The organism is Patescibacteria group bacterium, from assembly GCA_040753135.1.
GTDB lineage: Bacteria > Patescibacteriota > Minisyncoccia > UBA6257 > Brennerbacteraceae > JBFMGR01.
On the sequence record JBFMGR010000001.1, the window covers coordinates 72,742 to 96,443 of the forward strand.

The window sequence follows — 23,702 nt, forward strand, 5'->3', positions numbered from 1 at the left end:
TAACAGGATGGACAAAGTTGTTGCTAAATTAAAATATTTAAGAGTTGCCCCGAAAAAGGTCAGGCAAGTAGCCCGCCTGCTCAAGGGGATGAGTTTTGTTGAGGCTGAATCCCAGTTAAAGTTTTTGCCCCAGAAAAGCGTTAAACCTTTGTATAAATTATTGATTTCTGCCGGAGCCAACGCAGAAAACAATTACAATCTTTCTCGGGCCGATCTTTTTGTTGAAAATATTTTGGTTGATCCGGGTCCGACTTTGAAAAGAATGAGAGCCCGGGCAAGAGGGATGGCGGCGCCGATTAGAAAAAGAAGCTCGCATATTACTTTATTTTTGTCTCCAATCCGGGGCAAACAACTCAAGCGAGTTGCTAAAAAACAAAGTTTAAAGATGAAAAAGCCAAAAAAATCAGCTATTCGGTCAGAAAAAGCCGGTTCCCCTCCTAGGCGGCCGATGAAAAAAGAAAGGTTGGCTAAGGCAAGCGGAGTGAAACAGAAAGTTTTTCGGAGAAAGGCAATTTAAAAGGCTGCTAATATACAAATTGATACTAATATACCAATATTAAAACTTGTAAATTGATTCAGTTATATTTATAGATAAATTAATGAGATTAAATAATTTGTAGATTTGTAATTATTCGTAAATTTGTAACTTTATGACGCATAAGACTAATCCAATTTCACATCGTTTAGGGATTTTTGAAAACTGGCGTTCCCGATATTTCAAACGGAAAGATTTGGGTTTTCTTTTAGAAGAAGACCATCTAATTCGAGATTTAATTGATAAAAAGTTCAAACGTTCCGGAATTGAGAGAATTGAGATTGAGAGAAGCGGCCAAGAGGTAAAGCTGTTTATTTTTTCCGCCCGGCCCGGGTTTATTATCGGTCGAGGCGGCACCGGAATTAATGATCTTCGCCAGGAGCTGGAAAAAAATATCAGCAAGCTTCGACAGAAAAATAATTACAGCCAAGACTTTGTTCTTCAGATTAGCGTTGAAGAGGTGAAAAAACCCGAAATCTCTGCCCGGATTGTTTCAGAAAACATTGCTTTGGCTTTGGAGAAAAGAGCCCCTTTCCGGCGGGTGATGAAAAGCACTTTGAGCAAAATTATGAGCTATAAAGAGGTTAAAGGGGCAAAGATTTTAGTTTCCGGCCGCTTGGGCGGAGTTGAGATCTCCCGAACCGAATGGTTAAGCGACGGTAAAATTCCTTTGATTACTTTAAGGTCAAAGATTGATTATACTGAAAATCGGGCTTATTGCAGTTATGGGGTTCTTGGGATTAAAGTCTGGATTTATAAAGGTGAGCAGACGGATTTTGATGAAACTAAAAAATTAGAGATTTAGCAATATGCTGGCGCCGAAAAAAATAAAACACAGAAAATGGCACAAAGGCCGTTCAAGAAAAAGAGTTAAAGAAACCCGAGGCACAGAATTGGCTTTCGGCTCTTTTGGAATCCAGTCCTTAGAAGCAAAATGGCTAACCGCGAACCAAATTGAAGCAGCTAGAAAAGTGATTTCCAAACGGGTGAAAAAAGGCGGCAAGATGTGGATTCGAGTCTTTCCGGACAAGCCGGTAACCAAAAAACCGCCTGAAGTAACTATGGGCAGCGGCAAGGGCGCGGTTGATCATTATGTTTTTCCGGTTCGGCCCGGGCGGATTATTTTTGAGGTTGACGGGGTGACAAGAGAAATCGCAGTTGAGTCTTTGAAACAGGCTGGTTATAAGCTTCCGTTTAAAACCAGAGTGGTTAGCCGAAATTAGCGTTTAAGTCAATGGCAACGATGAAAAATAAAGATTTAGAGAATAAAACCGAGTTAGAATTAGTTAATTTAATTCAAGAACTGATAGTTAAGCAGCGGAACTTGAAATTTGACTTGAAAATGGGTAAATTACAAAACATCTCTTTGCTGTCGAAAACAAGGAAACAGCTTGCCCAAGCAAAGACAATTTTAAAGATGAAATATGGAAGAAAAATCTAAACCAGTAAAAAAAAGAAGATTAAAAGGAGAAGTGGTTTCAGCCAAAATGGAGCAGACCGCGGTGGTTTTGGTTAAGCGAGTAAAGCATCATAAGCTTTACAAAAAAAGAATTAAATTTTCCCAACGGTTTAAAGCTCATAATCTCGGAAACCGGTATCGCGAAGGGGATTTTGTTGAAATTCAGGAAACCCGGCCGCTTTCTAAAGAAAAACGCTGGGAGATTATCGGTAAAACCAAGAAATAATTATTAAAATTACGAAGATATAAATCAAGACAAAATATACAAATATCAAATTCGCAGATTCGTAATAATTTGTAAATTAGTAACCTTATTATGATTCAGTTAAGAACAATGTTAAGAGTGGCGGATAATAGCGGAGCAAAATTAGTCCAATGCTTTCGGGTTTATGGCGGTTCAGCTAAGAAATACGGAGAGATCGGTGATATTGTGATGGTGGCGGTTAAAGAAGCAGAACCAAGAAAACCGGTGAAAAAACATGATAAAGTCAAGGCAGTGATTGTCCGCCAGCGAAAGTCCAAAAGAAGAAAGGACGGCTCTTATATCCGTTTTGATGACAATGCCGTGGTGATTTTGGATAAAGGCAAACTGCCTAAAGGCGGAAGGATTTTCGGCCCGATTGCCAGAGAGATAAAGGAAAAGGGTTTTGACAAAATTGTTTCTTTAGCCGGAGAAATTCTTTAAAGCCGTAAAAGTATAAAAATTTGTAGATTTGTAATTTTATGACACAGCCAAAATTAAAAATTAAAAAAGGCGACCTGGTCCGGGCGATTTCCGGAAAAGACAAAGGCAAGCAAGGAAAAGTAATTCGAGTTATCCCAAGCAAGCGCAAAGCAATAGTTGAAGGGCTGTTTTTAGTTAAGAAAATTAGGCGGCCAAAAAAAGCCGGAGAAAAAGGCGAAATTATTGATTTGCCCCAGCCGGTTGATTTAGCTAAATTGATGCTGGTTTGCTCTTCTTGTTCAAAGCCGGTTCGGATCGGCTATGTTGTTGAAGGTAAGAATAAATCCCGAATTTGTAAAAAATGCCAAGCAAAAATATGAGTTTGAAACAAAAATTTGAAAATGAGATTGCCGCCGAGTTGAAAAAAAAGCTTGGCTTAGGTAATATATACCAGATTCCCAAGATAGAAAAAGTCGTGGTTAACTGCGGGATCGGGCGGTTAGTTTCTGGCGAAGATAAAAAGAGCCAGAAGAATCAGGTGCTTGATGAAGTTTCCGAACTCCTAAGTTTGATTACCGGCCAAAAACCGCGCTTAAATCAAGCAAAGAAATCAATTGCCGGGTTTAAATTAAGGCAGGGAGAGACAATCGGCCTGTCAGTTACTTTAAGGGGCCAGAGAATGTATGATTTTTTAGAGCGGTTTTTGAATTTAGTTTTGCCTCAAGTTAGGGATTTTCGAGGGATTCCTCAAAAATCAGTTTCTCAAAACGGGATTTTAAATTTTGGGATTAAAGAGCATATTGTTTTTCCGGAAACAATGGAAAAAGATTTTAGCCGTCTTTACGGTTTGCAGATTACTGTTGTTCCCCAAGTAAGAGATCGGGACCAGGCCCTAGAGCTTTATCAATTAATGAGTTTTCCCTTTCAAAGGTAGCTTTTATTTAACGATATTGTATGGCGAAAAAATCAGTTATTGCCCGGGCAAAGAAAAAGCCCAAATACTCAACCAGAATAGTCAGGCGCTGTTTTCGTTGTGGCCGGAAAAGGGGTTATTTAAGGGATTTTAATCTTTGCCGGATCTGCTTTCGGGAAATGGCTAGCCAAGGATTGATTCCGGGCGTAAAAAAATCCAGCTGGTAAGAAGGTAATCGCGAATATACGAATCAACACAAATATACAAATATCTATCATTTATTTATATCATTTATATGAGTCTCACAAAGTGTATAACATTGAGAGTTGTCTATAATGGTATTGGTATTATTAGTATTTATTAGTACATTAGTAGGATTATATGGATACGATTGCTAACATGCTCACCTCAATCAGAAATGCCCAGGCAGTTAAAAAAGAAACTGTTAAAGTTCCTTATTCTAAATTTAAGTCTGAATTAGCCGAAGTTCTTAATGGCTTGGGTTTTATTAGCGCTGTCGGCCGAGGCGGGAAAAAAGAAAAAAAATATTTAGAGATAACTTTAAAATATAATGATGGTCAAGGAGCAATCAGCCAACTGAAAAGGATTTCTAAACCGGGCCAAAGGCTGTATTCTGGGTTTGCCGATTTTCGCTGGCCCAGGGGAGCGATTTTAATCGTTTCAACTCCCAAGGGCTTAATGACAGGCGAGCAGGCAAAGAAAAACAAGCTTGGCGGAGAATTAATTTGCTTAATCAGTTAATTTATGTCCAAAATCGGGAAAAAAATTATTATTCTGCCTGAAGGGGTTGAGCTTAACTGGGAAGACAATTCTGTTACTGCTAAGGGGCCAAAAGGAAGTCTGACTAAAAAACTGGCTTTGTCCGGATTCAAATTATCATTGGCAAATAACCAGTTAGAGATTATTCCTCCGGAGAATCTGAATAAAAAATATCGCTCTCTCTGGGGCACGATAAGGGCAGTGATTAATAATATGGTGGTTGGCGTCTCCCAGCCGTTTGGGAAGGTTCTGCTTTTTGAAGGAGTTGGTTATCGGGCGGAAGTCAATGGTAAAGAACTGGTTTTAAACTTGGGCTATTCTCACCCGGTTAAACTGCAAATTCCTGAAGGTATTGAGATTGAGGCGGGCAAAGGAGAGATTAAAGTTTCCGGAATAGATAAAGAATTGGTCGGACTTTTCGCCGCCAAGATTAGAAAAACAAGAAAAGTTGAGCCCTACAAAGGCACCGGGATACGTTATCAAGACGAGATAATTAAAAGAAAAGCGGGCAAGAAGATGGCCGGCGCCGCTTAGTCAATATCTATGCGAATAGCCTTAACGAATAGGCGCACACGAATAAAACTATGTTAGAATCTAAAGCAAAGATAAGAAAGCAAAAAAAAGAAAGACGGCATGAGCGAATTCGGGCAAGAGTTTTTGGCACTGCCAAGCGGCCCCGCTTGTCTGTTTTCCGTTCTAACAAGCATATTTTTGCCCAATTAATTGATGACGAGAAGCAGATTACTTTGGCGTCAGTTTCTGACCAGCATTTGACTAAAGCAAAGAAAAATGAATCCGGATTGGACCGGGCTTTCAGTGCCGGTAAACTTTTAGCGGAAAAAGCAAAAAGCCAGGGAATTAAAACAGTTGTTTTTGACCGAGGCGGGTATCTTTACCATGGCCAGATCAAAAAATTGGCTGAAGGCGCTAGAGAAGGCGGATTGGCCTTTTAATTTAGGATATAAACAATTAGCAAATTCACAGGTTTATGGCGAGAGTGACAGTTTCAAAAAGAAAAGAAGACCAATGGCAGCAAAAACTGCTTGAGATTAATCGGGTGACCCGAGTTGTTGGCGGAGGCAAACGCTTGAGTTTTCGTGTGGTGATGGTGATTGGCGATTTTCAGAGCAAGGTTGGAGTTGGAGTGGCCAAGGCCGGCGATGTTTCTAAAGCAATAGAGAAATCTATCTTTCAAGCCCAGAAAAATATTATTGAGGTTCCTATTGTTGACGGGGCAATAAGCCGCGAAGTTGAAGCCAAACACTCAAGCGCCAGGATTTTAATTAAGCCGGGTAAAAAGGGACGAGGGTTAATTGCCGGCGGCCCGGCCCGGATTATACTTTCTTTTGCCGGAGTAAAAGACGCGGTGGCAAAAAATCTTGGCCGGACAACCAATAAGCTGACTAATGCGACCGCGGCAATTAAAGCTCTGAAGAAATTAAGCCAATAAAGAATAATTTTGAATATATAAATATACAGATTATTTATTGTTTACAAATTTCACCGGACGCATATTAAATATTTATTAACAGATTAGTAAAATTTATGGTTTTAATTAATGAAATCCAGCCGAAAAATAAGCTGAAAAAGAAAAAAAGAATCGGCCGCGGCGGCAAGCGAGGAACTTATTCAGGCAAAGGGATGAAAGGACAGAAAGCTCGGGCTGGGGCAAAGATAAAATCTGAAAAAAAAGAAGCGATTTTAAGGATTCCGAAAAAACGGGGAATTAGGTTTGTCAATCGTCCGTCTAAAACCAGAGCCGCGGAATTCGGAGTTAATCTTAGCGAGATAAACAAAACGTTTAATCAAGGCGAGATTGTTAATTTAAAGACCCTGGTTCAGCGCGGCTTGGTGAAAAAACAAACTCGGGTTAAGATTTTAGCCAAGGGCGGATTAAATAAAAAATTAAGTTTCTCGGGCTTGTTTTATTCAAAAACTGCCAAGCAATTAATTGAAAAAGCAGGCGGAACTGCTGATTAGATATGTTTAAAGCTATTCTCTCGCTTTTTAAAGCCAAAGATTTAAGGAAGAAAATTCTGATTGTTACCGGACTTTTATTGGTAACCCGATTTTTTGCTGCGGTGCCGGTTCCGGGCGCAGACACGGAAAGGTTAAAAGCTTTTTTCTTGCAGAACCAATATCTTGGTTTGGTGAATATTTTTTCCGGCGGCGCTTTGGCTAATTTTTCCGTGGCAATGCTCGGAATCGGCCCGTATATTACTGCCTCAATTATTTTTCAGCTTCTGACGATGATCTTCCCGTCTTTGAAAGAAATGTATTATGAGCAAGGCGAAGCCGGCCGGGCAAAGTTTGTCCGCTATACCAGATTCTTGACCGTAGTTTTGGCTTTTATCCAGGGGTTTGCTTTTTTGAGCTATTTAAAAAACCAGGGAGTGATTTTAGAGCTTTCCGGATTTGAGCTTTTCCGCAACCTAAGCTTGATTACTGCCGGTTCGGTTATTTTTATGTGGTTAGGCGAGCTGATTTCAGAACAGAAAATCGGCAATGGCAGTTCTTTGATTATTTTTGCCGGTATTGTCACCGATCTGCCGAATGCGATTAGAACAAATATTATCACTTTTGATTATTCCCAGATTCCATCTTATCTGATTTTCCTTGTTCTTGGTTTGGTGACGATTGGCAGTGTGGTTTTAATTAATGAGGCGGAAAGGAGGGTGCCGATTAGTTATGCCAAAAGGGTTCGGGGAATGAAGGTTTACGGCGGAGCTAACACTTATCTGCCGCTGAAGATTAACCAGGCCGGCGTGATTCCGATTATCTTTGCCATCTCAATTTTGCTTTTTCCGGGTTTATTAGCTCAGATTTTGAGCTTGAGCAAAAACGAAACTTTATTGAAATTAGCTTTGAATCTGCAGTCATTTTTCAATAACCAGTTGATTTATGGATTTTCTTATTTTATTCTGGTTTTTGCTTTTACTTATTTTTATACTTTAATTACTTTTGATCCGAACGAGATTTCAAAAAATCTTCAGCACCAAGGCGGATTTATCCCCGGAATCAGGCCGGGCCAAAACACGGCCGAGTTTTTAGGCAGAATTTTATACCGGATTACCTTTTTAGGAGCAATCTTTCTGGGGATTATTGCGATTCTGCCTTTGGCGGTTCAATCAATGACCGGCATCAGCACTTTAACCTTAGGAGGGACCTCGCTTTTAATTGTTGTTTCAGTGGCCTTAGAAACTGTTCGCCAGTTGCGGGCTCAGCTGTTAATGCGCGAATACGAAGCGTTTTAAATTGCTGTTTTTAAAGATTTAAAATTTAAATAATCTCGCACTTAACCGTGCGGGTTTGTTTTTAATACATAAAACTTGTTATAATTTCAATTATTAACATTGTTATGTATGGCTAAATTTAGAATTTTTTGCGTTATCGGCAAGTCTGGGTCTGGCAAAGGCACCCAAATAGAGCTTTTAAAAAACAAGCTTAAGCCGGTTAAGCATATTTATTCTGGTGATATGCTGCGGGCTTTTATTAAGCAAGATTCGGCTTTGGCAAAAAAAGTTAGTGCTAAGATAAATAAAGGTTATTTGGCGCCGGATTGGCTGACTGATTATCTCTGGCAAACCGAGCTGTTAAATCTTCCGGCTTCAACTCCAAATATTATTTTTGAAGGCACGCCAAGAACTATTGCCCAAGCTTTGGTGATGGATGAGGTTTGCCAATGGATGTTTGGGATAAAGCCAATCGCAATTCATCTGGATATTTCTGACCAAGAAGCAAAAAAAAGATTGTTAAAAAGATTGGTCTGCAAAAAATGCGGCCAGCCAGTGCCGTATAAACTGTTGGATCAAAATCCTAAAATCTGTCCGGTTTGCGGCGGCCCAATTATAAAACGAAAAGATGACAATAATAAAGCAATTTTAAACCGGCTGAAGTTTTTTAAAAAAGAGGTTTTGCCGACAATTGATTATTATAAAACTAAAAAACGGTTGATCTATGTTAACGGTAAGCAAGACGTGCCTGAGGTTTTTAAAGAACTGTGGAGTAAACTAAAGAAAATAATATAAAATGATGCTAATCTGCAAATCTTATGCTAATCTACGAATTGCGAATAACAATTTATTATACTAATCTACAAATTTTATCCGAATCTACAAATTTGCGAATAACAGAGATTATAAAATTAAATCTATAAACAATTTATTCGCATATTAGCTGATTAGCATTAGATTCGTATATTATTGGTATCATAATGATTACGATTAAATCTGATAAGGAAATTAAGCTGCTGCAAGCAGCTGGCAGGCGCTTGGCTTTAGTTTTGAGTGAATTGAAAAAGCTTTGCTATCCAGGCATCTCTGCGGCCGAATTAGACCGCCGGGCTGGTTATTTGATGAAAAAATATCATAGCCGGCCTTCGTTTTTTAAATACCGGCCGGCGCCGCATTTAAAACCCTATCCGGCTAATATCTGTGTTTCGGTTAATGAAACAATTGTCCACGGGATTCCTAAAGAAAAGATAGTTTTTAAAGAAGGAGATTTGGTTACAGTTGACGCTGGTTTGATTTATGCTGAGATGTATGTTGATTCAGCTTTTACGGTTGGGATCGGTAAGATTCCTGCTAAAACAAAGAAACTAATCAAAGCAACAGAAAAAGCTTTGGAAGCAGGAATCAAACAATGCTTGGTTGGTAAAACCATTGGCGATATTGGTTTTGCTATTGAAACAACCATAAAAAAGTCCGGTTTTTCGGTGGTTAAAGATCTGGTTGGCCATGGAGTTGGCTATGCGGTCCATGAAGAGCCGGCAGTGCCCAATTTTGGCAAAAAAAACCAAGGAGTAAAGCTTGAACCCGGCATGATTTTAGCTTTGGAGCCAATGGCCTGCTTCGGTTCTGGCGAGATTTTAGAGTTAGAAGACGGCAGTTTTATTACTTTGGATAACTCTTTGTCCGCTCAGTCTGAACATACAGTAGTAATCACTCAAGATAAACCATTAGTGGTAACAGAATTGAAAAGTATCAAGTAGAAAGTATTAAGTATTAAACGGAATGATTATTTTAGCAATTGATTTTGGAGAAAAGCGCTTTGGTTTAGCATCAGCGGACTCAAAAACAGAGGTAGCGTTGCTGCTTGGAGAGATTAGCTTTTCTTCTTTAACTGAAGCAAAAAAAGAGTTGAGCAAGATTATTAAAGAAAAAGGCGCCTCAACTTTGGTTTTTGGTTTGCCCTTGAGTTTTAAATTTGAAGAAACTCCAATCTGCGGCAAAATTAGGCGCTTTGCTCTGGAAGCAGAAAAAGAATTCGGAGTTAAAATTGCTTTTGTCAACGAGGTTTTAACTACCGAGATGGCGAAAAAACTTAATCAATCAACTAAAAACAAAGATTCAACTAGTGCGATGATTATTTTACAGGATTATTTAACTCGTTTAAAAGAACATGGGAGATAAAGTCTTTGTTTCAGTAGTAATCCCAGCTTATAATGAACAGTTCAATATTATTGAAACTTTAAACTCGGTTTTTTCTTATCTTAAGAAACAAAGTTATGATTTTGAGGTAATTGTAGTTAATGACGGTTCAACCGACAAAACCAAAGATTTGATTCTGGAATACCAAAAGTCTTTTTCTAATCTAATTTTTATTGATAATGAAATTAACCGAGGCAAGGGCTTTGTCGTTAAACAAGGGATGTTGCGGGCTAAAGGAGAGCTGGGTTTATTTATGGACGCAGATAACTCAACCAAGATTCAAGAAATTGAAAAAGCCCTGCCTTTATTTAAACAGAGCGCTGATTTAGTGATTGGCTCGCGGCGGCTAAAAGAGTCCAGGATTGTTGAGTCCCAACCGGCTCATCGCCAGTTTTTAGGCGAGGTATTTAGATTAACTACCAAGTTTTTATTTGGTTTGCCTTATGATGATACTCAAGCCGGCTTCAAGGTTTTTAATCGCAAAGCCAGGCAGGTCTTTGCCCGGCAAAGAATTTCTGGCTGGAGCTTTGATGTTGAGCTTTTGGTGCGGGCAAAAAAACTTGGCTTAAACATTGTTGAGATTCCGATTGAATGGGAAAACCGCAAGCAGTCAAAAGTCAGGTTAAAAGGAATGATAAAAGCGTTGTTTGAGTTTGTTAGAATTTATTTTGGTAAATTTGGGGATTAGGACAACTCTTAAAAATCAATCAGATAAATTTGCTATACTAAAAATATTAAAGAACATGCTTTTGGTTTTTAATTGGAAACTTAATCCCCAGAACTTTAACCAGGCGGTAAAACTGTTTGAGGCAATGAAAACGGGCTCAAAAAAAGCCAAAAACTCTGTTATTGTTATTTGCCCGCCATTTGAGCATTTGTTTAGAATCTTAAATCTTGGGGCTAAAGTCAGCAATCTTTATTTCGGCGCCCAAGATTGTTTTTGGGAGAATTCCGGCTCTTATACTGGCGAGATTTCGCCTCTGGGCTTAAAAACCGCTGGGGTTGATTATGTTATTTTGGGGCACTCGGAAAGAAGGCAATACTTGGATGAAACTAATGAGATGATTAATAAAAAACTCATCTCGGCCTTAAGTTTTGGTTTAAAACCAATGCTCTGCCTTGGTGAAGATGAAAAGACCCATTTTCAAGGAGAAAAAGCAGTTAATTCTTTTTTGAAGAGTCAGTTAGTTCAAAGTCTGCTGGGCGCGGAAAGGCTGTCTTTGTCCCAGAAAAGCAATTTGATTCTTGTTTATGAGCCAATCTGGGCAATCAGCGATAATTCCGGCAATCTGGCTGACAATCCGGCTGATGCTGCCGCGGCGATTAAATATTTGAAAGAAATATTGGTTGCTGATTATCAATTGCCGATTCCGAAGGTGCTTTACGGCGGTTCGGTCAATAGTAAAAATATCGCTGATTTTTTGAAGTACCCGGAGGTTGACGGTTTTTTGATTGGCCGAGCCTCTTTGAACCAGCAGCAAGCAAAGGAAATTATGGCAATTGCCGGTTGAACGTGCTATCTTTTATAGAGAATTAATTTAAAAAAGTTTCTATGATAGAAAGCCGTTTTAAAAACATTTTGTTCATTGCTTTGTCGTTGTTTTTATTTACCCTGATGGCTTTGGGAACCGCTTTCTTTTTCCATTTAATTAATTATTCTTTTTCCGGCGCGCCGGCAGTAATCAATGTTTCTGGGCAAGGCAAAGTGATTTATCAGCCGGATTTGGCGGAAATAAATATCTCGGTGATTACTAAAGGCGGGGCGCCGGATCAAGTTCAGCGGGAAAATGACGGAAAAGTCCGGGCGATAGTTGATTATCTAAAAGAAAAAGGCGTTAAGGAAGAAGATATTAAAACCAGGTATTATAATCTTTATCCTGAATATGAGCAGCTGACTCCGGACAGCCCCTATGGCGGGGTTAACCCCTTGGAGATTATTGGCTATTCTTTAAATCAAGGGCTGGGCTTTAAAGTTAGAGAGATTGGTTTGGCAGGCGAGATCTTGGCCGGCCTGACTGACAAAGGGGCTAATAACATTGAGAATATCTCTTTTGGTTTGAGCGATGAAAAGACTGAAGAATTAAGATCACAAGCTAAACAGCAAGCAATTGAAAAAGCCCAAGCAGAGTTTCAAAAAATGAAATCTCAATTTGGCTTTAAAAAGTTTCGCTTAACCGGCATTAATGATTTATCTTCTTATCCCGGGGCTTATTTAGAGAAATCCGCTTTGGGTCTGGGCGGGGATTCCCTGCCGGCTTCACCGATTCAACCCGGTACCGGCGAGGTCATTGTTAATGTAAACCTGACCTATAAAGTTAAGTGAGGAGATTGCCTAAAAAAACTTATTTTAAAAATAAGCGAGTTTTAATTCGGGCTGATTTTAACGTCGAGATTGAAAGCAATCGGGTGGTTGATGATTTCAAGATTGTCCGGGCTTTGAAAACAATCAAATATGTTAATTCTCAATCTCGGTATGTTTTGTTGGTCAGTCACTTGGGCAATCCTAAAGAAGGCGGCCGACTCGACTCTTTAGCGCCGGTAGCAAAGTATTTGTCAAAACTTTTGAATAAAAAAGTTTATTTTGTTTTTGACCGGCTTGAGCAGTTGGAACAAAGTTTGTCCGGCTTGCCCAAGGGGTCAGTGGTTTTATTGGAAAATATCCGATTTTATTCTGGCGAATATTCAGAATCCGGTTATGTTAATTCAGTTTCTTTTTCTAAAAAATTAGCTAGTTTGGCTGATTGTTATATTAACGAGGCATTTGGCGAGTCGCACCGAAAAGTTTCTTCTCTTGTTGGGATTACCAAATATCTGCCCAGTTTTGCCGGATTTAATTTAGTTGAAGAGATAAAAAATCTGGACCGGATAAAAAAAGGCTTTAAAAAACCTTTGGTAATTATTTTAGGCGGCTCAAAGCTGAAAACAAAACTGCCATTGATAAAAAGTTTTATTAAGCAAGCTGACCAGATTCTTCTTGGCGGCGCCTTGGCAAATACCTTTCTAAGATCTTTGGGATTAGAAATTGGCCGGTCTGTTTTTGAAAAAGATTTTTTAAAACAGGCAAGCCGGTTAGCTGAATTAAAGCAGGTTTATCTGCCGATTGATTTTGCCATTGCTAAATCTAAGAACAGCAAAAAATTTCGCCTTACTGATAATCAATTACCGGCCACTGATTATCTTTTAGATCTCGGACCAGAAACAATCCGGCAATATCAAAAAATAATTAAAAGCGCCGGCATGATTCTTTGGAACGGACCAATGGGCTATTATGAGAACCCGGTTTTTTCTTTGGGGACAAAAGAGATAGCCAAAGCGATTTTTGCTAACAAAAAAGCTTTTAAGGTGATTGGCGGTGGTGATACTGCCGCTTTCTTAAGAAAAGCGGAATTTCCAATTTCTAATTCTCAATTCCTAAATACTTTTATTAGTACTGGCGGGGGAGCGATGCTGGAGTATTTAGCCGGAAAGAAATTGCCTGGAATTGAAACGTTGAATTATTAATTTTTTATTTGGTTTTTTACCGCAAATAAAATTCATAATTCTTTATTTATAATTCATGGGTCAAATAATTATTTATACAGACGGCGGGTCGCGGAATAACCCGGGGCCGGCAGGAATTGGCGTGGTAGCGGATTTGAGCGGGTTAACCGCGAACCTGCGCGGCAATAAAAACAAAGAATACCAGTGGAGCCAATATATTGGTAAAGCGACAAATAATCAGGCTGAATACCAAGCGATTATCTTTGCTTTGAAGAAAACTAAGGCTTTGCTCGGCAAAACCAAAGCAAAAAAAGTCAAAATTTTACTGAAAACAGACAGCCAATTAATTGCCAGCCAGCTGGAAGGAAAATACAAATTAAAAGAAAAAGAGTTTTTCCCGTATTTTATTGAGATCTGGAACCTGAAACAAGATTTTGGCGAAGTGAAATTCGAAGCTGTGCCGCGGGAGAAAAACAAATTAGCCGATAAATTGGTTAATTTAGCTTTGGATAAAGAACTGAATCAGGAAAAATTGTTTTGATCATTTTATGCAAGATGGCCTTGCCGCGTCATCAGACACGGTTTTGCTATTGTTACCCGGCTCGCTTCGTCAGAGCATGCGATACGACTTTGACTTTTTGGAATTTTTGGCTTATACTTAGTCCTAATCCCGCTTAGCGGGATTTATAACTGATTTTTAAATTAATGGAAAGAAACGATTTAATCAAAGAATTTGTTGCCAGGGGCCTGCATCTGGGCGGCCGGCGGTCTTTTATTCATCCAAAGATGAAAAAGTTCGTTTTTACTTTTAAAAATGATTTAGCTTTAATAGATTTAGAAAAAGCAGCTGAACTTTGGGAAAAGACTTTTGAAGAGTTAAAAAATCTAATTTTGCAAGGCAAAACGATTCTTTTTGTCGGCACTCAGCCGGCGGCTGGGCCGGTTTTGAAAAAATACGGAGAAGAGCTGAATCTGCCTTATATTACCGGCCGCTGGCTGGGCGGAACAATTACTAATTTTCAAACTCTTAAAAAAAGACTGGATTATTTGGCAGAGCTTGAAGCAAAATTAAACTCCCAGGAGGTTGATACTTATACAAAAAAAGAGCGGGGTTTAATGAAAAAAGAAAGTGAAGAGATAAGGGGAAAGTTTGAGGGATTGGTTAAGCTCAAGTTTCTTCCTGACGCCCTATTTGTTTTTTGCGGCAAAAAGCATCGGACTGCCTTAAAAGAAGCCCAAAGAAAAGGGGTGAAAATTTTTGGGCTTTTGGGTTTAGAAGATGACCCGGATCAGGCGAATCAATTTATCCCTTTAAATGATAACACTAGGATCGGGATTGAGTTTGTGATGGAGCAGATAAAGCAAATTTACCAGGAACAGCAAAAGGCAGCTAAAAAATCTTCTGAAGAGCCAAAGGAGAAAACAATTGAAACTGACGCGGGGGAAAAACCAACAAAAACCGCAGAATGAATTTGTCAAGAGTTCGCAATTTAACAATTAGGAATTAGAAATTGGAAATTAGGAATTATTTATTGGCATGTATTCGCCTTCAATTGAACAGATAAAAGAATTAAGACAGGCGACTTTGGCGCCGATGATGAAGTGCAAAGAAGCTTTGGTTGCTTCAGCCGGAGATTTTGAAAAAGCAGTTGCTTGGCTGAATGAAAAGGGAGCGATTAAGGCCGCAGCTAAATCAGAGCGTTCTGTTGGCGCCGGATTGATCAATGCTTATATCCACAATGGCGGCCAAGTTGGCGTTCTTTTAGACTTGCGCTGTGAAACTGATTTTGTTGCCAGAAACCAGGAGTTTAAAGACCTGGCCCATGAAATTTGCCTTCAGATTGCCGCGGCTTCGCCCAGATGGGTTTCATCGGAAACCGTTCCCGAAGACGAGATTAAAGAGAAAAAGCAAGCTTGGCTAAAAGAGGCTGAAGCTTTGGGCAAGCCCAAAGAAGTAGCGGAGAAAATTGTCCAAGGAAAACTGGATAGTTTTTACAAAGAAACCTGCCTTTTAAACCAGCCCCATTTTAAAAACGAGGAAGAAACAATTAATGACTTGATTGTCAAAACAGTGGCCAAATTGGGCGAGAACATAAAGGTAGGGAAATTTGTCCGTTTTGAAATATGATCTGGGAACTAATCCCGTTGGGTTTAATCTTAATCGGCTTTGGCGGAGCGTTTGTTTTTTTAATTAAAAGAACCGAATCTGTTTCAGATCAAGAGATTGAAGCTTTGATTAAACAAAATTCAGCCGTAGAGAAAATCAGCAATTTTTACCAAAGCAAAATCAAACCCAGGCTTGAATCCCGAGAGTTAGAAAATAGATTTCTGATTTTGCTGGAAAAGTTTTTGCGCTGGTTAAGAATTTTGACTCTAAAAACAGAGAATTGGTTGACCGGGAAAATTGACCAAGTAAAAGAATTAAGAAACCGGCCGAAGTTTGACCCATATTATTGGCTTTCGGTCAGGAGAAGCGCTTTGGAAAAAAAGATTGAGCAGACATTTTCGAAAAAATCGCTCTCCCGATCATTTGACCCGCTTAAAGAAGAGCTTAAATTAATCAAAAAAAGAGTCAACCAGCTTGATGAATGGGTTCATTTAGTCAGGTTTTATTTAGAAAAAGGCGAGCTGGAAGAGGCGAGGCGGCTTTTGGCTAAGATTTGGTTAAAAGGCGAAAAAAACTCGAGCTTGTCTTTACTGATTGAAGAATTCAGTTTAAAAGTCCAGGAAACAGAGATTAAACAAAAACAAGAACAAGAGATTGAAAAACAAGAGGAAGCGGATAATAATATAGGGAGTAAAGAGGGAGCAGATAGGCTTTAAAGAGACAGTCGGAATAATTCAGGCGGGATAGATGAAAAGACAATCCCCAATAGTCAATCGTAATTGTTCTATATAGCATTAAGGTATATTGATAAAAAATTATTATTAAGCATAAAAGATTCTATATTTTTATAAAAGAAAATTTTTGCGCAGGTAGTCCCGTAGGGGCCGGGAGCGGTCTGTAAAACCGTTGGCCACGTTGCCCGCGTGAGTTCGACTCTCACTCTGCGCACCATTCTGTTAAAATCTTGTAACAATATAGATGGCCCTATCGTCTAGCCCGGCCTAGGACATCGCCCTCTCACGGCGAAAACACGGGTTCAAATCCCGTTGGGGCTGCTAAACTATATGAAAACGAAGTTGTTAAAAACATGCGTTTCTTTCAATAAAAACAACAAAATCCCGCTTTTAAAGCGGGATTTTGTTATGCCCAGCACCACTAAAAATTAAAGAGTTTTAGTAACACTGGGCACGGCAGTAAGGAGGAAACTGCCGCGCTTTTTAAAGAGCTAAATTATATTATAACAGATTTTTCAAAAAAATCAAAGTGTGTTAAGGTAATTTTATGACCGATAAACAAAAAATCTTAATCTTATTTAGCTTGGGTTTAGCTTTGAATTTATTGGCCTGGGCTCTAATTTATTTTCAGGTGCCAGAGGAAAATTTCCCCTTTATTGTCAAATACAATATCTTTTTAGGTAAAGATCTGTTTGGGGATAAAACCGCCCTATTTTCTCTGCCAAGTTTAGGATTGATAATTTTAGCGATTAATGCTATATTGGCTTTAGCTTTATTAAGCAAAGAAAAAACCTTTGCTTTTTTAATTGGCTTAATAAATCTTTTCTGGCAGGTTTTTGTTCTCTTTTATGCTTTTGCTGCAATCTTCATCAATACTTATTAATTTAGTTCCATAATTCATAATTCTTTATTCATAATTCATTTAATAGATATGAAAGCAGTAGTGAAAATTAAAGGCCACCAGTATCTAGTTGCTAAAGGTGATAAGCTTAAGGTTCAGAAAATCAAAGCCGAGTCTAATGAGAAAATTTCTTTTGAAGATGTTTATTTAGTTTTTAATGATAAGGAATTTCATTTAGGCAAACCAAGAGTAGAAAAAGCAAAAGTTGAGGCTAAAATTCTCCGCCATTTAAAAGGCAGAAAAGTGATCGCTTTTAAATACGGGCCAAAAACCAGGCGCCGAGTTAAGCGGGGCTTTAGGCCGGAATATACTGAAATAGAAATCACTAGCATTAGCTAGTGATTTCTATTTTAAATCCAAAATTCCAATAACCAAAATTTTTAGCTACGGGTTGATTCGCTTTTAGCAGACAATTTTCAGATAATTCTAAAAGCCCAAAATTTAAAAAATGTTTAAATGAAAACAGGGGCGCCATTGGCACCCCTGATGTTTTTTCGCCCGGGAGTGTAATTTCTGCCCCCGGGCATTAGACGCGTGGGCAACCCGAGACTATGTCTCGGGTTGCCCGATCAGTATATTTATTATAGCAAGAAAAAATACCGCTGTCAAACGCAGGAATAGTTCAATTTAGGATTTCTTAATTTATTGAAGTCTCACTTCAATAAATTGTTTTCCGCGTCTAAAGAAGTCGGGCTTCTAAAACTAGGTCTTTATGGAAACCAATATGTTTCTGAACTTATGCAGATTTTAAGATATCAATATCGCTGGTCTTTAAGAATATTTTAAGATTTGTGGATTTATTTAGAAATTAGATATTAGGAATTAGATATTGCCAACGCTTTATCTTCTTGAAGTTAAGGCGTTGGTTAGGGTGTCTTCATCAGCAAACTCTATCTCCGCGCCCCTGGGCAGACCCAAACCCAAACGGGTGATTTTTAGATTAAATGGCGAGAGAAGTTTTTCCAGTTCCATCGCAGTCAGATCTCCTTCAGCAGTATGGCTTAATCCCAAAACCAGCTCTTTGATAGAAGAATCGTTTTTCAGCCGCTCCAACAGCTCTTTGATTCTTATCTCTTGGCCATTGCTCTTTTTTAAGGGTGAGAACAAGCCGCCTAAAATAAAATAAAGCCCTTGATATTTTTTAGTTTTTTCCAAACTAATTAAGTCAGTCTCTTTTTCAACCAGAGTTAAGATGGTTTTGTCCCGGCTTGGATTACGGCAAATCTGGCAGAAGTTAAGCCGGTTGGGGCCAGAGTTTGGTTCGAAAACAAAAAAACATTTAGGACAGATAGCGGTTTTATCGGCTAAATCCTTTAAGGCAAAAGCATAAGAATAAATAAGGTTTTTGTTTTTCTTCAAAAACCAGAAAGCAATCCTCTGGGCCTGTCTTGGTCCAATACCCGGGATTTTGGAAAACGACTCAATGAATTTTTTTAATGAATCCGGGAGCATAAAAAATGAATTATGAATAATGAATAATGAATTATGGAATTAAGATAGATTTTAGAGCCAAAATCTAAAATCTACGTTTTATTGTTATGTCCTCCCGCCAATTTACTAATAATTGGTAAATCAACAGGGTTTTATTGGAAATTGTTTAAAATTCTTCTTCGCCAAGGCTGCGCTCTGAGATTTCTTCTTTGGTCAGTTCTCTAAAACTGGCAAAGTCCTGGTTAAAATACAATGTTGCTTTGCCAAGAGGCCCATTCCGGTGTTTGGCAATGATAATATCAGCCAAGTTTTGCCTTTCTGTTTCTTGTTTTACCCGGTCTTCCCGGTAGATAAACATCACCACATCAGCGTCTTGCTCAATTGAGCCGGATTCTCTTAAATCAGCCAATTTGGGCATTTGCTGGGGCCGATGCTCAACTGCCCGGCTAAGCTGGGAGATTGCCAAAATCGGAATGCTCAATTCTCTGGCCAAAGCTTTTAAGCCCCGGGAGATTTCGGTCATTTGCTGGACCAAGTTGTCAGAATTTGAGGGCGAGTGGATCAGCTGGAGATAATCAACAATTAACAGGCTTAAGCCGGTTTCTGCTTGTAAGCGTCGAGCCATGGCTCTCATCTGGATAATGGTCGGCATAGGCGCGTCATCAACATAAATCGGCGCTTCGTCTAATTTAGCCATTGCTTCTTGGATTAACTCAAAATCATTGGGTTCGCCTTTTTCGGAAAGATTGCCGGTTCTGATTTTCCAGAGGTCAACATTGGCTTCAGCGGCAATTAATCGGTCAATAATCTGGTCCCGGGACATCTCCAAACTGAAAACTCCGACCGGAACGTTTTCTTTCAAAGCCGAATTCCGGGCAATATCAAGAGCTAAAGCGGTTTTCCCCAAAGAAGGCCGGGCGGCTAAAATCACTAAATCAGACCGCTGTAACCCGGAAAGCAGGTTGTCAAGCGGGGCAAATCCGGTTGGCACGCCTCTTAGTTTTCCCCGCTGGTGATGCAGTTCATCAATTCTTTCAAAAGCTTTTTTTAAATCATCGCCAATATGGACAAAGGCCGGGCCAGCGCTTTTTTGGGAGATTCGGAAAATTTCTTGTTCAGCCAGATCAAGGACTTCATTGACATCTTTTTTTTCTTCCCGAGCCAGTTCGCTGATATTATAAGAGGCGCTGATTAAATCTCTTAAAACCCGTTTTTTATTGACGATCTTTGAGTAGTGTTCAATATGGCTTGAAGTTGGCACGGCGTTGACCAGTTCAGAAAGGTAGCCAATTCCGCCGATTTCTTCTAAGAGCTTTTTTTCTTTCAACCGGCTGGAAACAGTTAGAACATCAATTGGTTGGCTTTTAGAAAAAAGCTCCAGCATTACCTCAAAGATTTTTGCATGATTGGGCTGGTAGAAATCTTCCGGAACCAAAAGGTCAGCGACTTTAGTAATCGCATTTTTATCAATCATAATTGCGCCCAAGACAGATTGTTCCGCTTCTAAATCTTGAGGCGGCAACTGTCCGGCCAGATTTTCTAAGTTTTGAACTTTCTTTTTAGGCATTTTTTATTTTTTTGGCAATTGGTTTTTTGGGAGAATCAATCACTTGCCAGCCGAGCCTTTCAATTTCCCGCCTGATTTTGTCTGCTTGCTCCCATTTTTTATTTTCCCTTAGTTTTTTTCGCTGGGCAAGCAAAACTGTGATTTTCCTGGGTATAACTTCAGATTTTTTTCTGATAAAAATCTTAAAGATTGAGTTGATTTTTTCAAGCAACCGGATTATTTCTTCTTGGGTTTGACGGCTGATTTGAGTTAAAAACGGGTCATCTTGGTATATTTTTCTGATTAATTCAAATAATAAGCCAAGAGCTTTAGCGGTATTAAAATCATCAGCTAAGTTGGCAAGAAATTCTTTTTCTGTTTTTGAGATTAGTTTTTCAAGTTTAGGATTGGGTTTAACGGTTTTCCCTGGTTTTAATCCGATAATCTGGGAATAAAACTGATTTAATTTCTCCCAAGCTTGTTTAGACTGGTTAAAAGCTTTGAAGCTGAAGTTAATCGGAGTTCGGTAATGGAAATTGGCGATAAAAAACCTGACGGTTTCTGGCCTTTCTTTTTCAAGTAATTGAGAGACGGTAATGAAGTTGCCCAAAGATTTGCTCATCTTCTTGCTGTTTACTAAAAGAAAACCAGTATGCATCCAGATCTGAACCAAGGGCTTTTTCCCGGAGATTGATTCCATTTGAGCAATCTCGGATTCATGATGGGGGAAAATTAAATCAATGGCGCCGCCATGGATATTATACCGGGGCCCGAAAAAATGCTCGGAAATAGCCGTGTCTTCAATATGCCAACCAGGCCGGCCTTTGCCCCAAGGGCTGGGCCAGTTTGGTTCATTGGGCTTGGAAAATTTCCAAAGGCAAAAATCAGCTTTGTTTTTTTTATCAATTGAGTCATCAATCCGGGAAACCGAATCTTGGGCTTGCAAGCCGGTTCTTTTGGCTAATTTGCCGTAATCTTTGAATTTATTGACGTTGAAGTAAATTCCGTCGCCGGTTTGGTAAGCAATCTTTTTATCAAACATTCTTTTGACCTGGCTGATAATTTGGGGAATAAATTCAGTTGCCCGAGCATGCCGAGTGACTGAATTAATTTTCAGTTTTTTCATCTGTTGATGATAGATTTTTTCATATTCCCGGGCGATTTTTTTAGACGTAGTTTGTTTTTCCCTGGCTTTGTTGATGATTTTGTCATCTATATCAGTGATGTTCTGGAGGTAAAAAACATCAAAACCGGCAAATTTTAAAAAATTAACAAAAAAATCATAAACTAAATAAGTCCGAGCATGGCCGAGATGGGGCTGGTCTTGAACTGTCGGGCCGCAGACAAAAAGATTAATCTTGTTTTTACTTAAAGGTTTTAAAGCCTGCTTTTTCCCGGTTAAAGTATTGTAAATTTTGATTGTCAACATAGTTTATTGTTAAATTGTGTCCCACTTCCTTAAATTATAATTTTAAACAGGGGTATAGCAGTGAAACAATGGAGCAATGAAGCAGTTTAATTTTCTTACAGCCAATTTTTCTTTTTCATAATAAGGTATAAGCCAAAGCTGCAGACAAGAGTGATGCCGGTAATGATATACCAATCAGCCGGTTTGCCAATAATTGGCGTAAACTGGGTGTTAATCTGGAATAGCGTGCCGATAATTGTAAACGGCGCCAAAAGAAAAGCCAACCAGGAAAGAATTTTAGTCACCTCATCAAGTTTTGAAGATAAAAGCGAAGAGTTGGTTGCCTCTAAGCTGTCAATGGTGTCTTTTTGGTTTTCGGCCAAGTCAATTGTGTCCAGATAAAGTCCGTAAATTTGATCAAACAAAGAGGATTTATTTTCTTGGTAAAGCTCTTGGTTTAAGCCGGCTAAAGATTTTAACAATCCCTGGATTGGTTTCATAATTCTCCGGAAATCTAAAATGTCCCTTTTGGCAACCGAAAGCTGTTTAATCATTTCTTTTTCTTTGCCCTTAAAGATTTTGTCGGTGATTAAGTTGACCTCTTTGTCAATATGGGCCAGTTCCCGGTTGGCATAACTGAATAGATGGCCGAACAAACCATTTAAAAATTCAGCTGTGGTTTGGTCAAAATATTTTTTCTTAAAACCCTCTAATTCTTCCGCATTTTTGAAGAATTCGTCAATTGGCTGGCAGTTTTCATATCTTATTGTGGCAACCTCTTTTTCTTTGATTAAAAAATTAATTTCCACCGGAGTGCAGGTCTTTTTGCTTTCATTGTAAATTGGAAAACGGATGACTAAAAAAATAAAGTCTTGGTGTTTTTCTATTTTTTGTCTCGGCGATTGGTTTTTAAGCTCTTCAATTAAGCTGGAGTTGAGTTCAAAAGATTTCCCCAGAAAATCGATTTCCTCGTCTGTTGAGGGATAGAGGTCATACCAGACAATGTTTTCTTTGATTAAGCGCATATTTTTATTTTAGCATAAACACAAACTATTTTTAGCAGTCTTGACTTTAGATTGCTAAAGAGTATAATACAGATAATTCTAAAATGAATCCTCGGCAAAAGCAAATCCTTTCCGCTTTAATTGACGATTATGTCAAAGAAGTTAAGCCAATTAGCTCTAATTTTTTAGTTGAACAGCATCATCTGGATTTTAGTCCGGCAACAGTCAGGAACGAGCTGGCTCAGCTTTTGGCTGAAGGCTATTTGAGGAAAATCTATTTTTCCTCCGGCAATTTGCCAACCAACAAAGCTTATCGGTTTTTAGTTGAGCAGATTTTAGGAGAGGAGGTCTTGGCAGCAGAATTAGAATTTGGTTTGGAGCCGGAAATAGAGTCTTTGTCTGAATTAGTCAAACTTCTAAGCCGCCAGCTCGGTTTATTAACTGCTGGGATTGACCAGGATTTGAATTTGTTTGTTGATGGTTTGGAGGAGTTGTTTAATCAGCCGGATTTTGAGACCCGGGTCCAGTATCTGGCTTTGGGCCGGGTGGTAGATTTTTTGCGGGAAGCAAGGGAAGAGATTTTTAAAAAAGCGGAGAATCTCCCGGCGGCAATGTTTGTTGGCAGGAAAAATCCTTTTTATCAGGGCAGCGATGAGTTAAGCTGGCTGGTTAGCGGCCCCGGGGAAAATTGCTCCCCTGGAGTTTTAATCAGCATCGGACCAACCAGAATGTTTTACAAAAAAAACTGGCAGACATTTTGTCGCCTGAAGGATTGTTTTTTTAAAGATTAAGAATTAATTATTTTAAATCACAATGGCAGAAAGCAAAAAAACTAAAGATAAAGACCAGCGAGCTGGAGAAAAATTATCGGAGTGCGAAAAGCTTCGGAACGAGTATCTGGCTGGCTGGCAAAGAGCAAAAGCAGATTTTTTGAATTACAAAAGGCAAGAAGAGGAACGGTTAAGCGGTCTAATCAAGTTGGCAAACGAAGGATTAATTTCAGAACTGCTTTTTGTTTTAGACAGCTTTGCTTTGTTAAAAAACAATTTAAAGGATCAAGACAAAGAAAATTCAAAACCGCTTTTCTTGATTTACTCCCAGCTTGAGGGCATTTTAAAAAGGCATGGTTTGGAGAAGATTGGAGCAAGAAAGGGAGATAAGTTTGACCCGGAGAAACACGAAGCCGTTGAAGCGGAAGAAAACGGAGAATCAGGAATAATTTTAGAAATTATTGCTGATGGTTACATTCTGAACGGGAAATTGATTCGGGCAACGAGAGTTAAAGTGGCGAAATAGCCGCGGCAGATCATG

General features: G+C 39.0%; 34 protein-coding genes and 2 tRNA genes. 32 read left to right on the forward strand and 4 right to left on the reverse strand.

The genetic code is table 11. From position 1 onward, the window contains the following. Positions 1–7 precede the first annotated feature (7 nt). The 30 genes from rplV to rplU all read left to right on the forward strand — a co-directional run bounded on the left by rplV (position 8) and on the right by rplU (position 17,341). The gene (gene rplV / locus AB1721_00460; GenBank protein MEW5805193.1) at positions 8–517 is read left to right on the forward strand and encodes a 50S ribosomal protein L22; all 510 of its coding nucleotides are present in this window, start codon (positions 8–10) and stop codon (positions 515–517) included. Between the two features lie 133 nt (positions 518–650). Next, entirely contained in the window at positions 651–1,340 is a 690-nt protein-coding gene (rpsC, locus tag AB1721_00465) for a 30S ribosomal protein S3 (protein MEW5805194.1), read from the forward strand. 4 nt (positions 1,341–1,344) lie between these two features. Continuing rightward, complete coding sequence (gene rplP / locus AB1721_00470; GenBank protein MEW5805195.1) at positions 1,345–1,758, forward strand: 50S ribosomal protein L16; 414 nt, start codon at positions 1,345–1,347, stop codon at positions 1,756–1,758. Positions 1,759–1,769: 11 nt separating this feature from the next. After that, positions 1,770–1,976 carry a 50S ribosomal protein L29 gene (rpmC, locus tag AB1721_00475; protein MEW5805196.1) on the forward strand — a complete coding sequence of 69 codons (207 nt, stop codon included), beginning with the start codon at positions 1,770–1,772 and terminating at the stop codon, positions 1,974–1,976. Continuing rightward, entirely contained in the window at positions 1,960–2,220 is a 261-nt protein-coding gene (gene rpsQ / locus AB1721_00480; protein MEW5805197.1) for a 30S ribosomal protein S17, read from the forward strand. The genes rpmC and rpsQ overlap by 17 nt, the downstream gene beginning before the upstream one ends. A gap of 90 nt (positions 2,221–2,310) precedes the next feature. Continuing rightward, complete coding sequence (rplN, locus tag AB1721_00485) at positions 2,311–2,679, forward strand: 50S ribosomal protein L14 (GenBank protein ID MEW5805198.1); 369 nt, start codon at positions 2,311–2,313, stop codon at positions 2,677–2,679. A 38-nt stretch (positions 2,680–2,717) separates the two neighbouring features. After that, on the forward strand, positions 2,718–3,038 hold the full coding sequence (gene rplX, locus AB1721_00490) for a 50S ribosomal protein L24 (protein ID MEW5805199.1): 321 nt from the start codon (positions 2,718–2,720) through the stop codon (positions 3,036–3,038). Beyond that, on the forward strand, positions 3,020–3,592 hold the full coding sequence (rplE, locus tag AB1721_00495; protein MEW5805200.1) for a 50S ribosomal protein L5: 573 nt from the start codon (positions 3,020–3,022) through the stop codon (positions 3,590–3,592). The genes rplX and rplE overlap by 19 nt, the downstream gene beginning before the upstream one ends. Before the next feature lie 20 nt (positions 3,593–3,612). Continuing rightward, positions 3,613–3,798 (forward strand): type Z 30S ribosomal protein S14, encoded by a 186-nt coding sequence (locus AB1721_00500; GenBank protein MEW5805201.1) that lies wholly within the window; start codon positions 3,613–3,615, stop codon positions 3,796–3,798. 154 nt (positions 3,799–3,952) lie between these two features. Beyond that, positions 3,953–4,333 carry a 30S ribosomal protein S8 gene (gene rpsH, locus AB1721_00505; protein MEW5805202.1) on the forward strand — a complete coding sequence of 127 codons (381 nt, stop codon included), beginning with the start codon at positions 3,953–3,955 and terminating at the stop codon, positions 4,331–4,333. Positions 4,334–4,336: 3 nt separating this feature from the next. Beyond that, on the forward strand, positions 4,337–4,885 hold the full coding sequence (gene rplF / locus AB1721_00510) for a 50S ribosomal protein L6 (protein ID MEW5805203.1): 549 nt from the start codon (positions 4,337–4,339) through the stop codon (positions 4,883–4,885). Between the two features lie 50 nt (positions 4,886–4,935). Then, on the forward strand, positions 4,936–5,304 hold the full coding sequence (gene rplR / locus AB1721_00515; GenBank protein ID MEW5805204.1) for a 50S ribosomal protein L18: 369 nt from the start codon (positions 4,936–4,938) through the stop codon (positions 5,302–5,304). A 35-nt stretch (positions 5,305–5,339) separates the two neighbouring features. Further along, the gene (locus AB1721_00520; GenBank protein MEW5805205.1) at positions 5,340–5,801 is read left to right on the forward strand and encodes a 30S ribosomal protein S5; all 462 of its coding nucleotides are present in this window, start codon (positions 5,340–5,342) and stop codon (positions 5,799–5,801) included. A 95-nt stretch (positions 5,802–5,896) separates the two neighbouring features. Then, on the forward strand, positions 5,897–6,331 hold the full coding sequence (locus tag AB1721_00525; GenBank protein ID MEW5805206.1) for an uL15 family ribosomal protein: 435 nt from the start codon (positions 5,897–5,899) through the stop codon (positions 6,329–6,331). A 2-nt stretch (positions 6,332–6,333) separates the two neighbouring features. After that, on the forward strand, positions 6,334–7,605 hold the full coding sequence (gene secY / locus AB1721_00530; GenBank protein ID MEW5805207.1) for a preprotein translocase subunit SecY: 1,272 nt from the start codon (positions 6,334–6,336) through the stop codon (positions 7,603–7,605). A 108-nt stretch (positions 7,606–7,713) separates the two neighbouring features. Then, positions 7,714–8,379 carry a nucleoside monophosphate kinase gene (locus tag AB1721_00535; GenBank protein ID MEW5805208.1) on the forward strand — a complete coding sequence of 222 codons (666 nt, stop codon included), beginning with the start codon at positions 7,714–7,716 and terminating at the stop codon, positions 8,377–8,379. Between the two features lie 185 nt (positions 8,380–8,564). After that, entirely contained in the window at positions 8,565–9,341 is a 777-nt protein-coding gene (map, locus tag AB1721_00540; GenBank protein MEW5805209.1) for a type I methionyl aminopeptidase, read from the forward strand. A gap of 22 nt (positions 9,342–9,363) precedes the next feature. Continuing rightward, entirely contained in the window at positions 9,364–9,762 is a 399-nt protein-coding gene (ruvX, locus tag AB1721_00545; protein MEW5805210.1) for a Holliday junction resolvase RuvX, read from the forward strand. After that, positions 9,752–10,468, forward strand: a complete 717-nt coding sequence (locus AB1721_00550) for a dolichyl-phosphate beta-glucosyltransferase (protein MEW5805211.1) — start codon at positions 9,752–9,754, stop codon at positions 10,466–10,468. Before ruvX ends, AB1721_00550 begins: the two co-directional genes overlap by 11 nt. Positions 10,469–10,523: 55 nt before the next feature. Then, positions 10,524–11,291 (forward strand): triose-phosphate isomerase, encoded by a 768-nt coding sequence (locus tag AB1721_00555; GenBank protein MEW5805212.1) that lies wholly within the window; start codon positions 10,524–10,526, stop codon positions 11,289–11,291. 41 nt (positions 11,292–11,332) lie between these two features. Then, a complete protein-coding gene (locus AB1721_00560; protein MEW5805213.1) occupies positions 11,333–12,103 on the forward strand; it encodes an SIMPL domain-containing protein in 771 nt (256 codons plus the stop codon). A gap of 5 nt (positions 12,104–12,108) precedes the next feature. Next, positions 12,109–13,281 (forward strand): phosphoglycerate kinase, encoded by a 1,173-nt coding sequence (locus AB1721_00565; protein MEW5805214.1) that lies wholly within the window; start codon positions 12,109–12,111, stop codon positions 13,279–13,281. Positions 13,282–13,336: 55 nt separating this feature from the next. Beyond that, a complete protein-coding gene (locus tag AB1721_00570) occupies positions 13,337–13,801 on the forward strand; it encodes a ribonuclease HI family protein (GenBank protein MEW5805215.1) in 465 nt (154 codons plus the stop codon). A 164-nt stretch (positions 13,802–13,965) separates the two neighbouring features. Further along, positions 13,966–14,730: a 30S ribosomal protein S2 gene (gene rpsB, locus AB1721_00575; GenBank protein ID MEW5805216.1), complete on the forward strand. Its 765-nt coding sequence runs from the start codon at positions 13,966–13,968 to the stop codon at positions 14,728–14,730. Between the two features lie 67 nt (positions 14,731–14,797). Continuing rightward, positions 14,798–15,388, forward strand: coding sequence for a translation elongation factor Ts (locus tag AB1721_00580; GenBank protein MEW5805217.1), 591 nt, complete (start codon positions 14,798–14,800; stop codon positions 15,386–15,388). Next, complete coding sequence (locus AB1721_00585) at positions 15,385–16,083, forward strand: hypothetical protein (GenBank protein ID MEW5805218.1); 699 nt, start codon at positions 15,385–15,387, stop codon at positions 16,081–16,083. The genes AB1721_00580 and AB1721_00585 overlap by 4 nt, the downstream gene beginning before the upstream one ends. 147 nt (positions 16,084–16,230) lie before the next feature. Further along, positions 16,231–16,318: transfer RNA gene (locus AB1721_00590), tRNA-Tyr, on the forward strand. 29 nt (positions 16,319–16,347) lie between these two features. Then, positions 16,348–16,422 (forward strand) — tRNA-Glu (locus AB1721_00595). A 226-nt stretch (positions 16,423–16,648) separates the two neighbouring features. Continuing rightward, entirely contained in the window at positions 16,649–16,984 is a 336-nt protein-coding gene (locus AB1721_00600; protein ID MEW5805219.1) for a hypothetical protein, read from the forward strand. Between the two features lie 48 nt (positions 16,985–17,032). Continuing rightward, complete coding sequence (gene rplU, locus AB1721_00605; protein MEW5805220.1) at positions 17,033–17,341, forward strand: 50S ribosomal protein L21; 309 nt, start codon at positions 17,033–17,035, stop codon at positions 17,339–17,341. A gap of 501 nt (positions 17,342–17,842) precedes the next feature. On the opposite strand, the gene recR is transcribed toward rplU, so the two are convergent. From recR to AB1721_00625, 4 genes are all read right to left on the reverse strand, one after another. Continuing rightward, on the reverse strand, positions 17,843–18,454 hold the full coding sequence (gene recR / locus AB1721_00610; GenBank protein ID MEW5805221.1) for a recombination mediator RecR: 612 nt from the start codon (positions 18,452–18,454) through the stop codon (positions 17,843–17,845). A 145-nt stretch (positions 18,455–18,599) separates the two neighbouring features. Beyond that, entirely contained in the window at positions 18,600–20,000 is a 1,401-nt protein-coding gene (gene dnaB / locus AB1721_00615; protein MEW5805222.1) for a replicative DNA helicase, read from the reverse strand. After that, positions 19,993–21,408: a cysteine--tRNA ligase gene (gene cysS, locus AB1721_00620; protein MEW5805223.1), complete on the reverse strand. Its 1,416-nt coding sequence runs from the start codon at positions 21,406–21,408 to the stop codon at positions 19,993–19,995. Before cysS ends, dnaB begins: the two co-directional genes overlap by 8 nt. A 95-nt stretch (positions 21,409–21,503) precedes the next feature. Next, entirely contained in the window at positions 21,504–22,412 is a 909-nt protein-coding gene (locus AB1721_00625; GenBank protein ID MEW5805224.1) for a CorA family divalent cation transporter, read from the reverse strand. An 83-nt stretch (positions 22,413–22,495) separates the two neighbouring features. Between AB1721_00625 and AB1721_00630 the strand changes: the two genes are divergently transcribed. After that, a complete protein-coding gene (locus tag AB1721_00630; protein MEW5805225.1) occupies positions 22,496–23,182 on the forward strand; it encodes a hypothetical protein in 687 nt (228 codons plus the stop codon). Between the two features lie 22 nt (positions 23,183–23,204). Further along, a complete protein-coding gene (locus tag AB1721_00635) occupies positions 23,205–23,687 on the forward strand; it encodes a nucleotide exchange factor GrpE (GenBank protein MEW5805226.1) in 483 nt (160 codons plus the stop codon). Positions 23,688–23,702 lie beyond the last annotated feature (15 nt).

What these genes read in the sequence shown, in the direction of transcription:
- rplV (MEW5805193.1), top strand. Translation starts at nt 8, where the DNA reads ATGGACAAAGTTGTTGCTAAATTAAAATATTTAAGAGTTGCCCCGAAA.
- rpsC (MEW5805194.1), top strand. Translation starts at nt 651, where the DNA reads ATGACGCATAAGACTAATCCAATTTCACATCGTTTAGGGATTTTTGAA.
- rplP (MEW5805195.1), top strand. Translation starts at nt 1,345, where the DNA reads ATGCTGGCGCCGAAAAAAATAAAACACAGAAAATGGCACAAAGGCCGT.
- rpmC (MEW5805196.1), top strand. Translation starts at nt 1,770, where the DNA reads ATGGCAACGATGAAAAATAAAGATTTAGAGAATAAAACCGAGTTAGAA.
- rpsQ (MEW5805197.1), top strand. Translation starts at nt 1,960, where the DNA reads ATGGAAGAAAAATCTAAACCAGTAAAAAAAAGAAGATTAAAAGGAGAA.
- rplN (MEW5805198.1), top strand. Translation starts at nt 2,311, where the DNA reads ATGATTCAGTTAAGAACAATGTTAAGAGTGGCGGATAATAGCGGAGCA.
- rplX (MEW5805199.1), top strand. Translation starts at nt 2,718, where the DNA reads ATGACACAGCCAAAATTAAAAATTAAAAAAGGCGACCTGGTCCGGGCG.
- rplE (MEW5805200.1), top strand. Translation starts at nt 3,020, where the DNA reads ATGCCAAGCAAAAATATGAGTTTGAAACAAAAATTTGAAAATGAGATT.
- AB1721_00500 (MEW5805201.1), top strand. Translation starts at nt 3,613, where the DNA reads ATGGCGAAAAAATCAGTTATTGCCCGGGCAAAGAAAAAGCCCAAATAC.
- rpsH (MEW5805202.1), top strand. Translation starts at nt 3,953, where the DNA reads ATGGATACGATTGCTAACATGCTCACCTCAATCAGAAATGCCCAGGCA.
- rplF (MEW5805203.1), top strand. Translation starts at nt 4,337, where the DNA reads ATGTCCAAAATCGGGAAAAAAATTATTATTCTGCCTGAAGGGGTTGAG.
- rplR (MEW5805204.1), top strand. Translation starts at nt 4,936, where the DNA reads ATGTTAGAATCTAAAGCAAAGATAAGAAAGCAAAAAAAAGAAAGACGG.
- AB1721_00520 (MEW5805205.1), top strand. Translation starts at nt 5,340, where the DNA reads ATGGCGAGAGTGACAGTTTCAAAAAGAAAAGAAGACCAATGGCAGCAA.
- AB1721_00525 (MEW5805206.1), top strand. Translation starts at nt 5,897, where the DNA reads ATGGTTTTAATTAATGAAATCCAGCCGAAAAATAAGCTGAAAAAGAAA.
- secY (MEW5805207.1), top strand. Translation starts at nt 6,334, where the DNA reads ATGTTTAAAGCTATTCTCTCGCTTTTTAAAGCCAAAGATTTAAGGAAG.
- AB1721_00535 (MEW5805208.1), top strand. Translation starts at nt 7,714, where the DNA reads ATGGCTAAATTTAGAATTTTTTGCGTTATCGGCAAGTCTGGGTCTGGC.
- map (MEW5805209.1), top strand. Translation starts at nt 8,565, where the DNA reads ATGATTACGATTAAATCTGATAAGGAAATTAAGCTGCTGCAAGCAGCT.
- ruvX (MEW5805210.1), top strand. Translation starts at nt 9,364, where the DNA reads ATGATTATTTTAGCAATTGATTTTGGAGAAAAGCGCTTTGGTTTAGCA.
- AB1721_00550 (MEW5805211.1), top strand. Translation starts at nt 9,752, where the DNA reads ATGGGAGATAAAGTCTTTGTTTCAGTAGTAATCCCAGCTTATAATGAA.
- AB1721_00555 (MEW5805212.1), top strand. Translation starts at nt 10,524, where the DNA reads ATGCTTTTGGTTTTTAATTGGAAACTTAATCCCCAGAACTTTAACCAG.
- AB1721_00560 (MEW5805213.1), top strand. Translation starts at nt 11,333, where the DNA reads ATGATAGAAAGCCGTTTTAAAAACATTTTGTTCATTGCTTTGTCGTTG.
- AB1721_00570 (MEW5805215.1), top strand. Translation starts at nt 13,337, where the DNA reads ATGGGTCAAATAATTATTTATACAGACGGCGGGTCGCGGAATAACCCG.
- rpsB (MEW5805216.1), top strand. Translation starts at nt 13,966, where the DNA reads ATGGAAAGAAACGATTTAATCAAAGAATTTGTTGCCAGGGGCCTGCAT.
- AB1721_00580 (MEW5805217.1), top strand. Translation starts at nt 14,798, where the DNA reads ATGTATTCGCCTTCAATTGAACAGATAAAAGAATTAAGACAGGCGACT.
- AB1721_00585 (MEW5805218.1), top strand. Translation starts at nt 15,385, where the DNA reads ATGATCTGGGAACTAATCCCGTTGGGTTTAATCTTAATCGGCTTTGGC.
- AB1721_00600 (MEW5805219.1), top strand. Translation starts at nt 16,649, where the DNA reads ATGACCGATAAACAAAAAATCTTAATCTTATTTAGCTTGGGTTTAGCT.
- rplU (MEW5805220.1), top strand. Translation starts at nt 17,033, where the DNA reads ATGAAAGCAGTAGTGAAAATTAAAGGCCACCAGTATCTAGTTGCTAAA.
- recR (MEW5805221.1), bottom strand. Translation starts at nt 18,454, where the DNA reads ATGCTCCCGGATTCATTAAAAAAATTCATTGAGTCGTTTTCCAAAATC.
- dnaB (MEW5805222.1), bottom strand. Translation starts at nt 20,000, where the DNA reads ATGCCTAAAAAGAAAGTTCAAAACTTAGAAAATCTGGCCGGACAGTTG.
- cysS (MEW5805223.1), bottom strand. Translation starts at nt 21,408, where the DNA reads ATGTTGACAATCAAAATTTACAATACTTTAACCGGGAAAAAGCAGGCT.
- AB1721_00625 (MEW5805224.1), bottom strand. Translation starts at nt 22,412, where the DNA reads ATGCGCTTAATCAAAGAAAACATTGTCTGGTATGACCTCTATCCCTCA.
- AB1721_00630 (MEW5805225.1), top strand. Translation starts at nt 22,496, where the DNA reads ATGAATCCTCGGCAAAAGCAAATCCTTTCCGCTTTAATTGACGATTAT.
- AB1721_00635 (MEW5805226.1), top strand. Translation starts at nt 23,205, where the DNA reads ATGGCAGAAAGCAAAAAAACTAAAGATAAAGACCAGCGAGCTGGAGAA.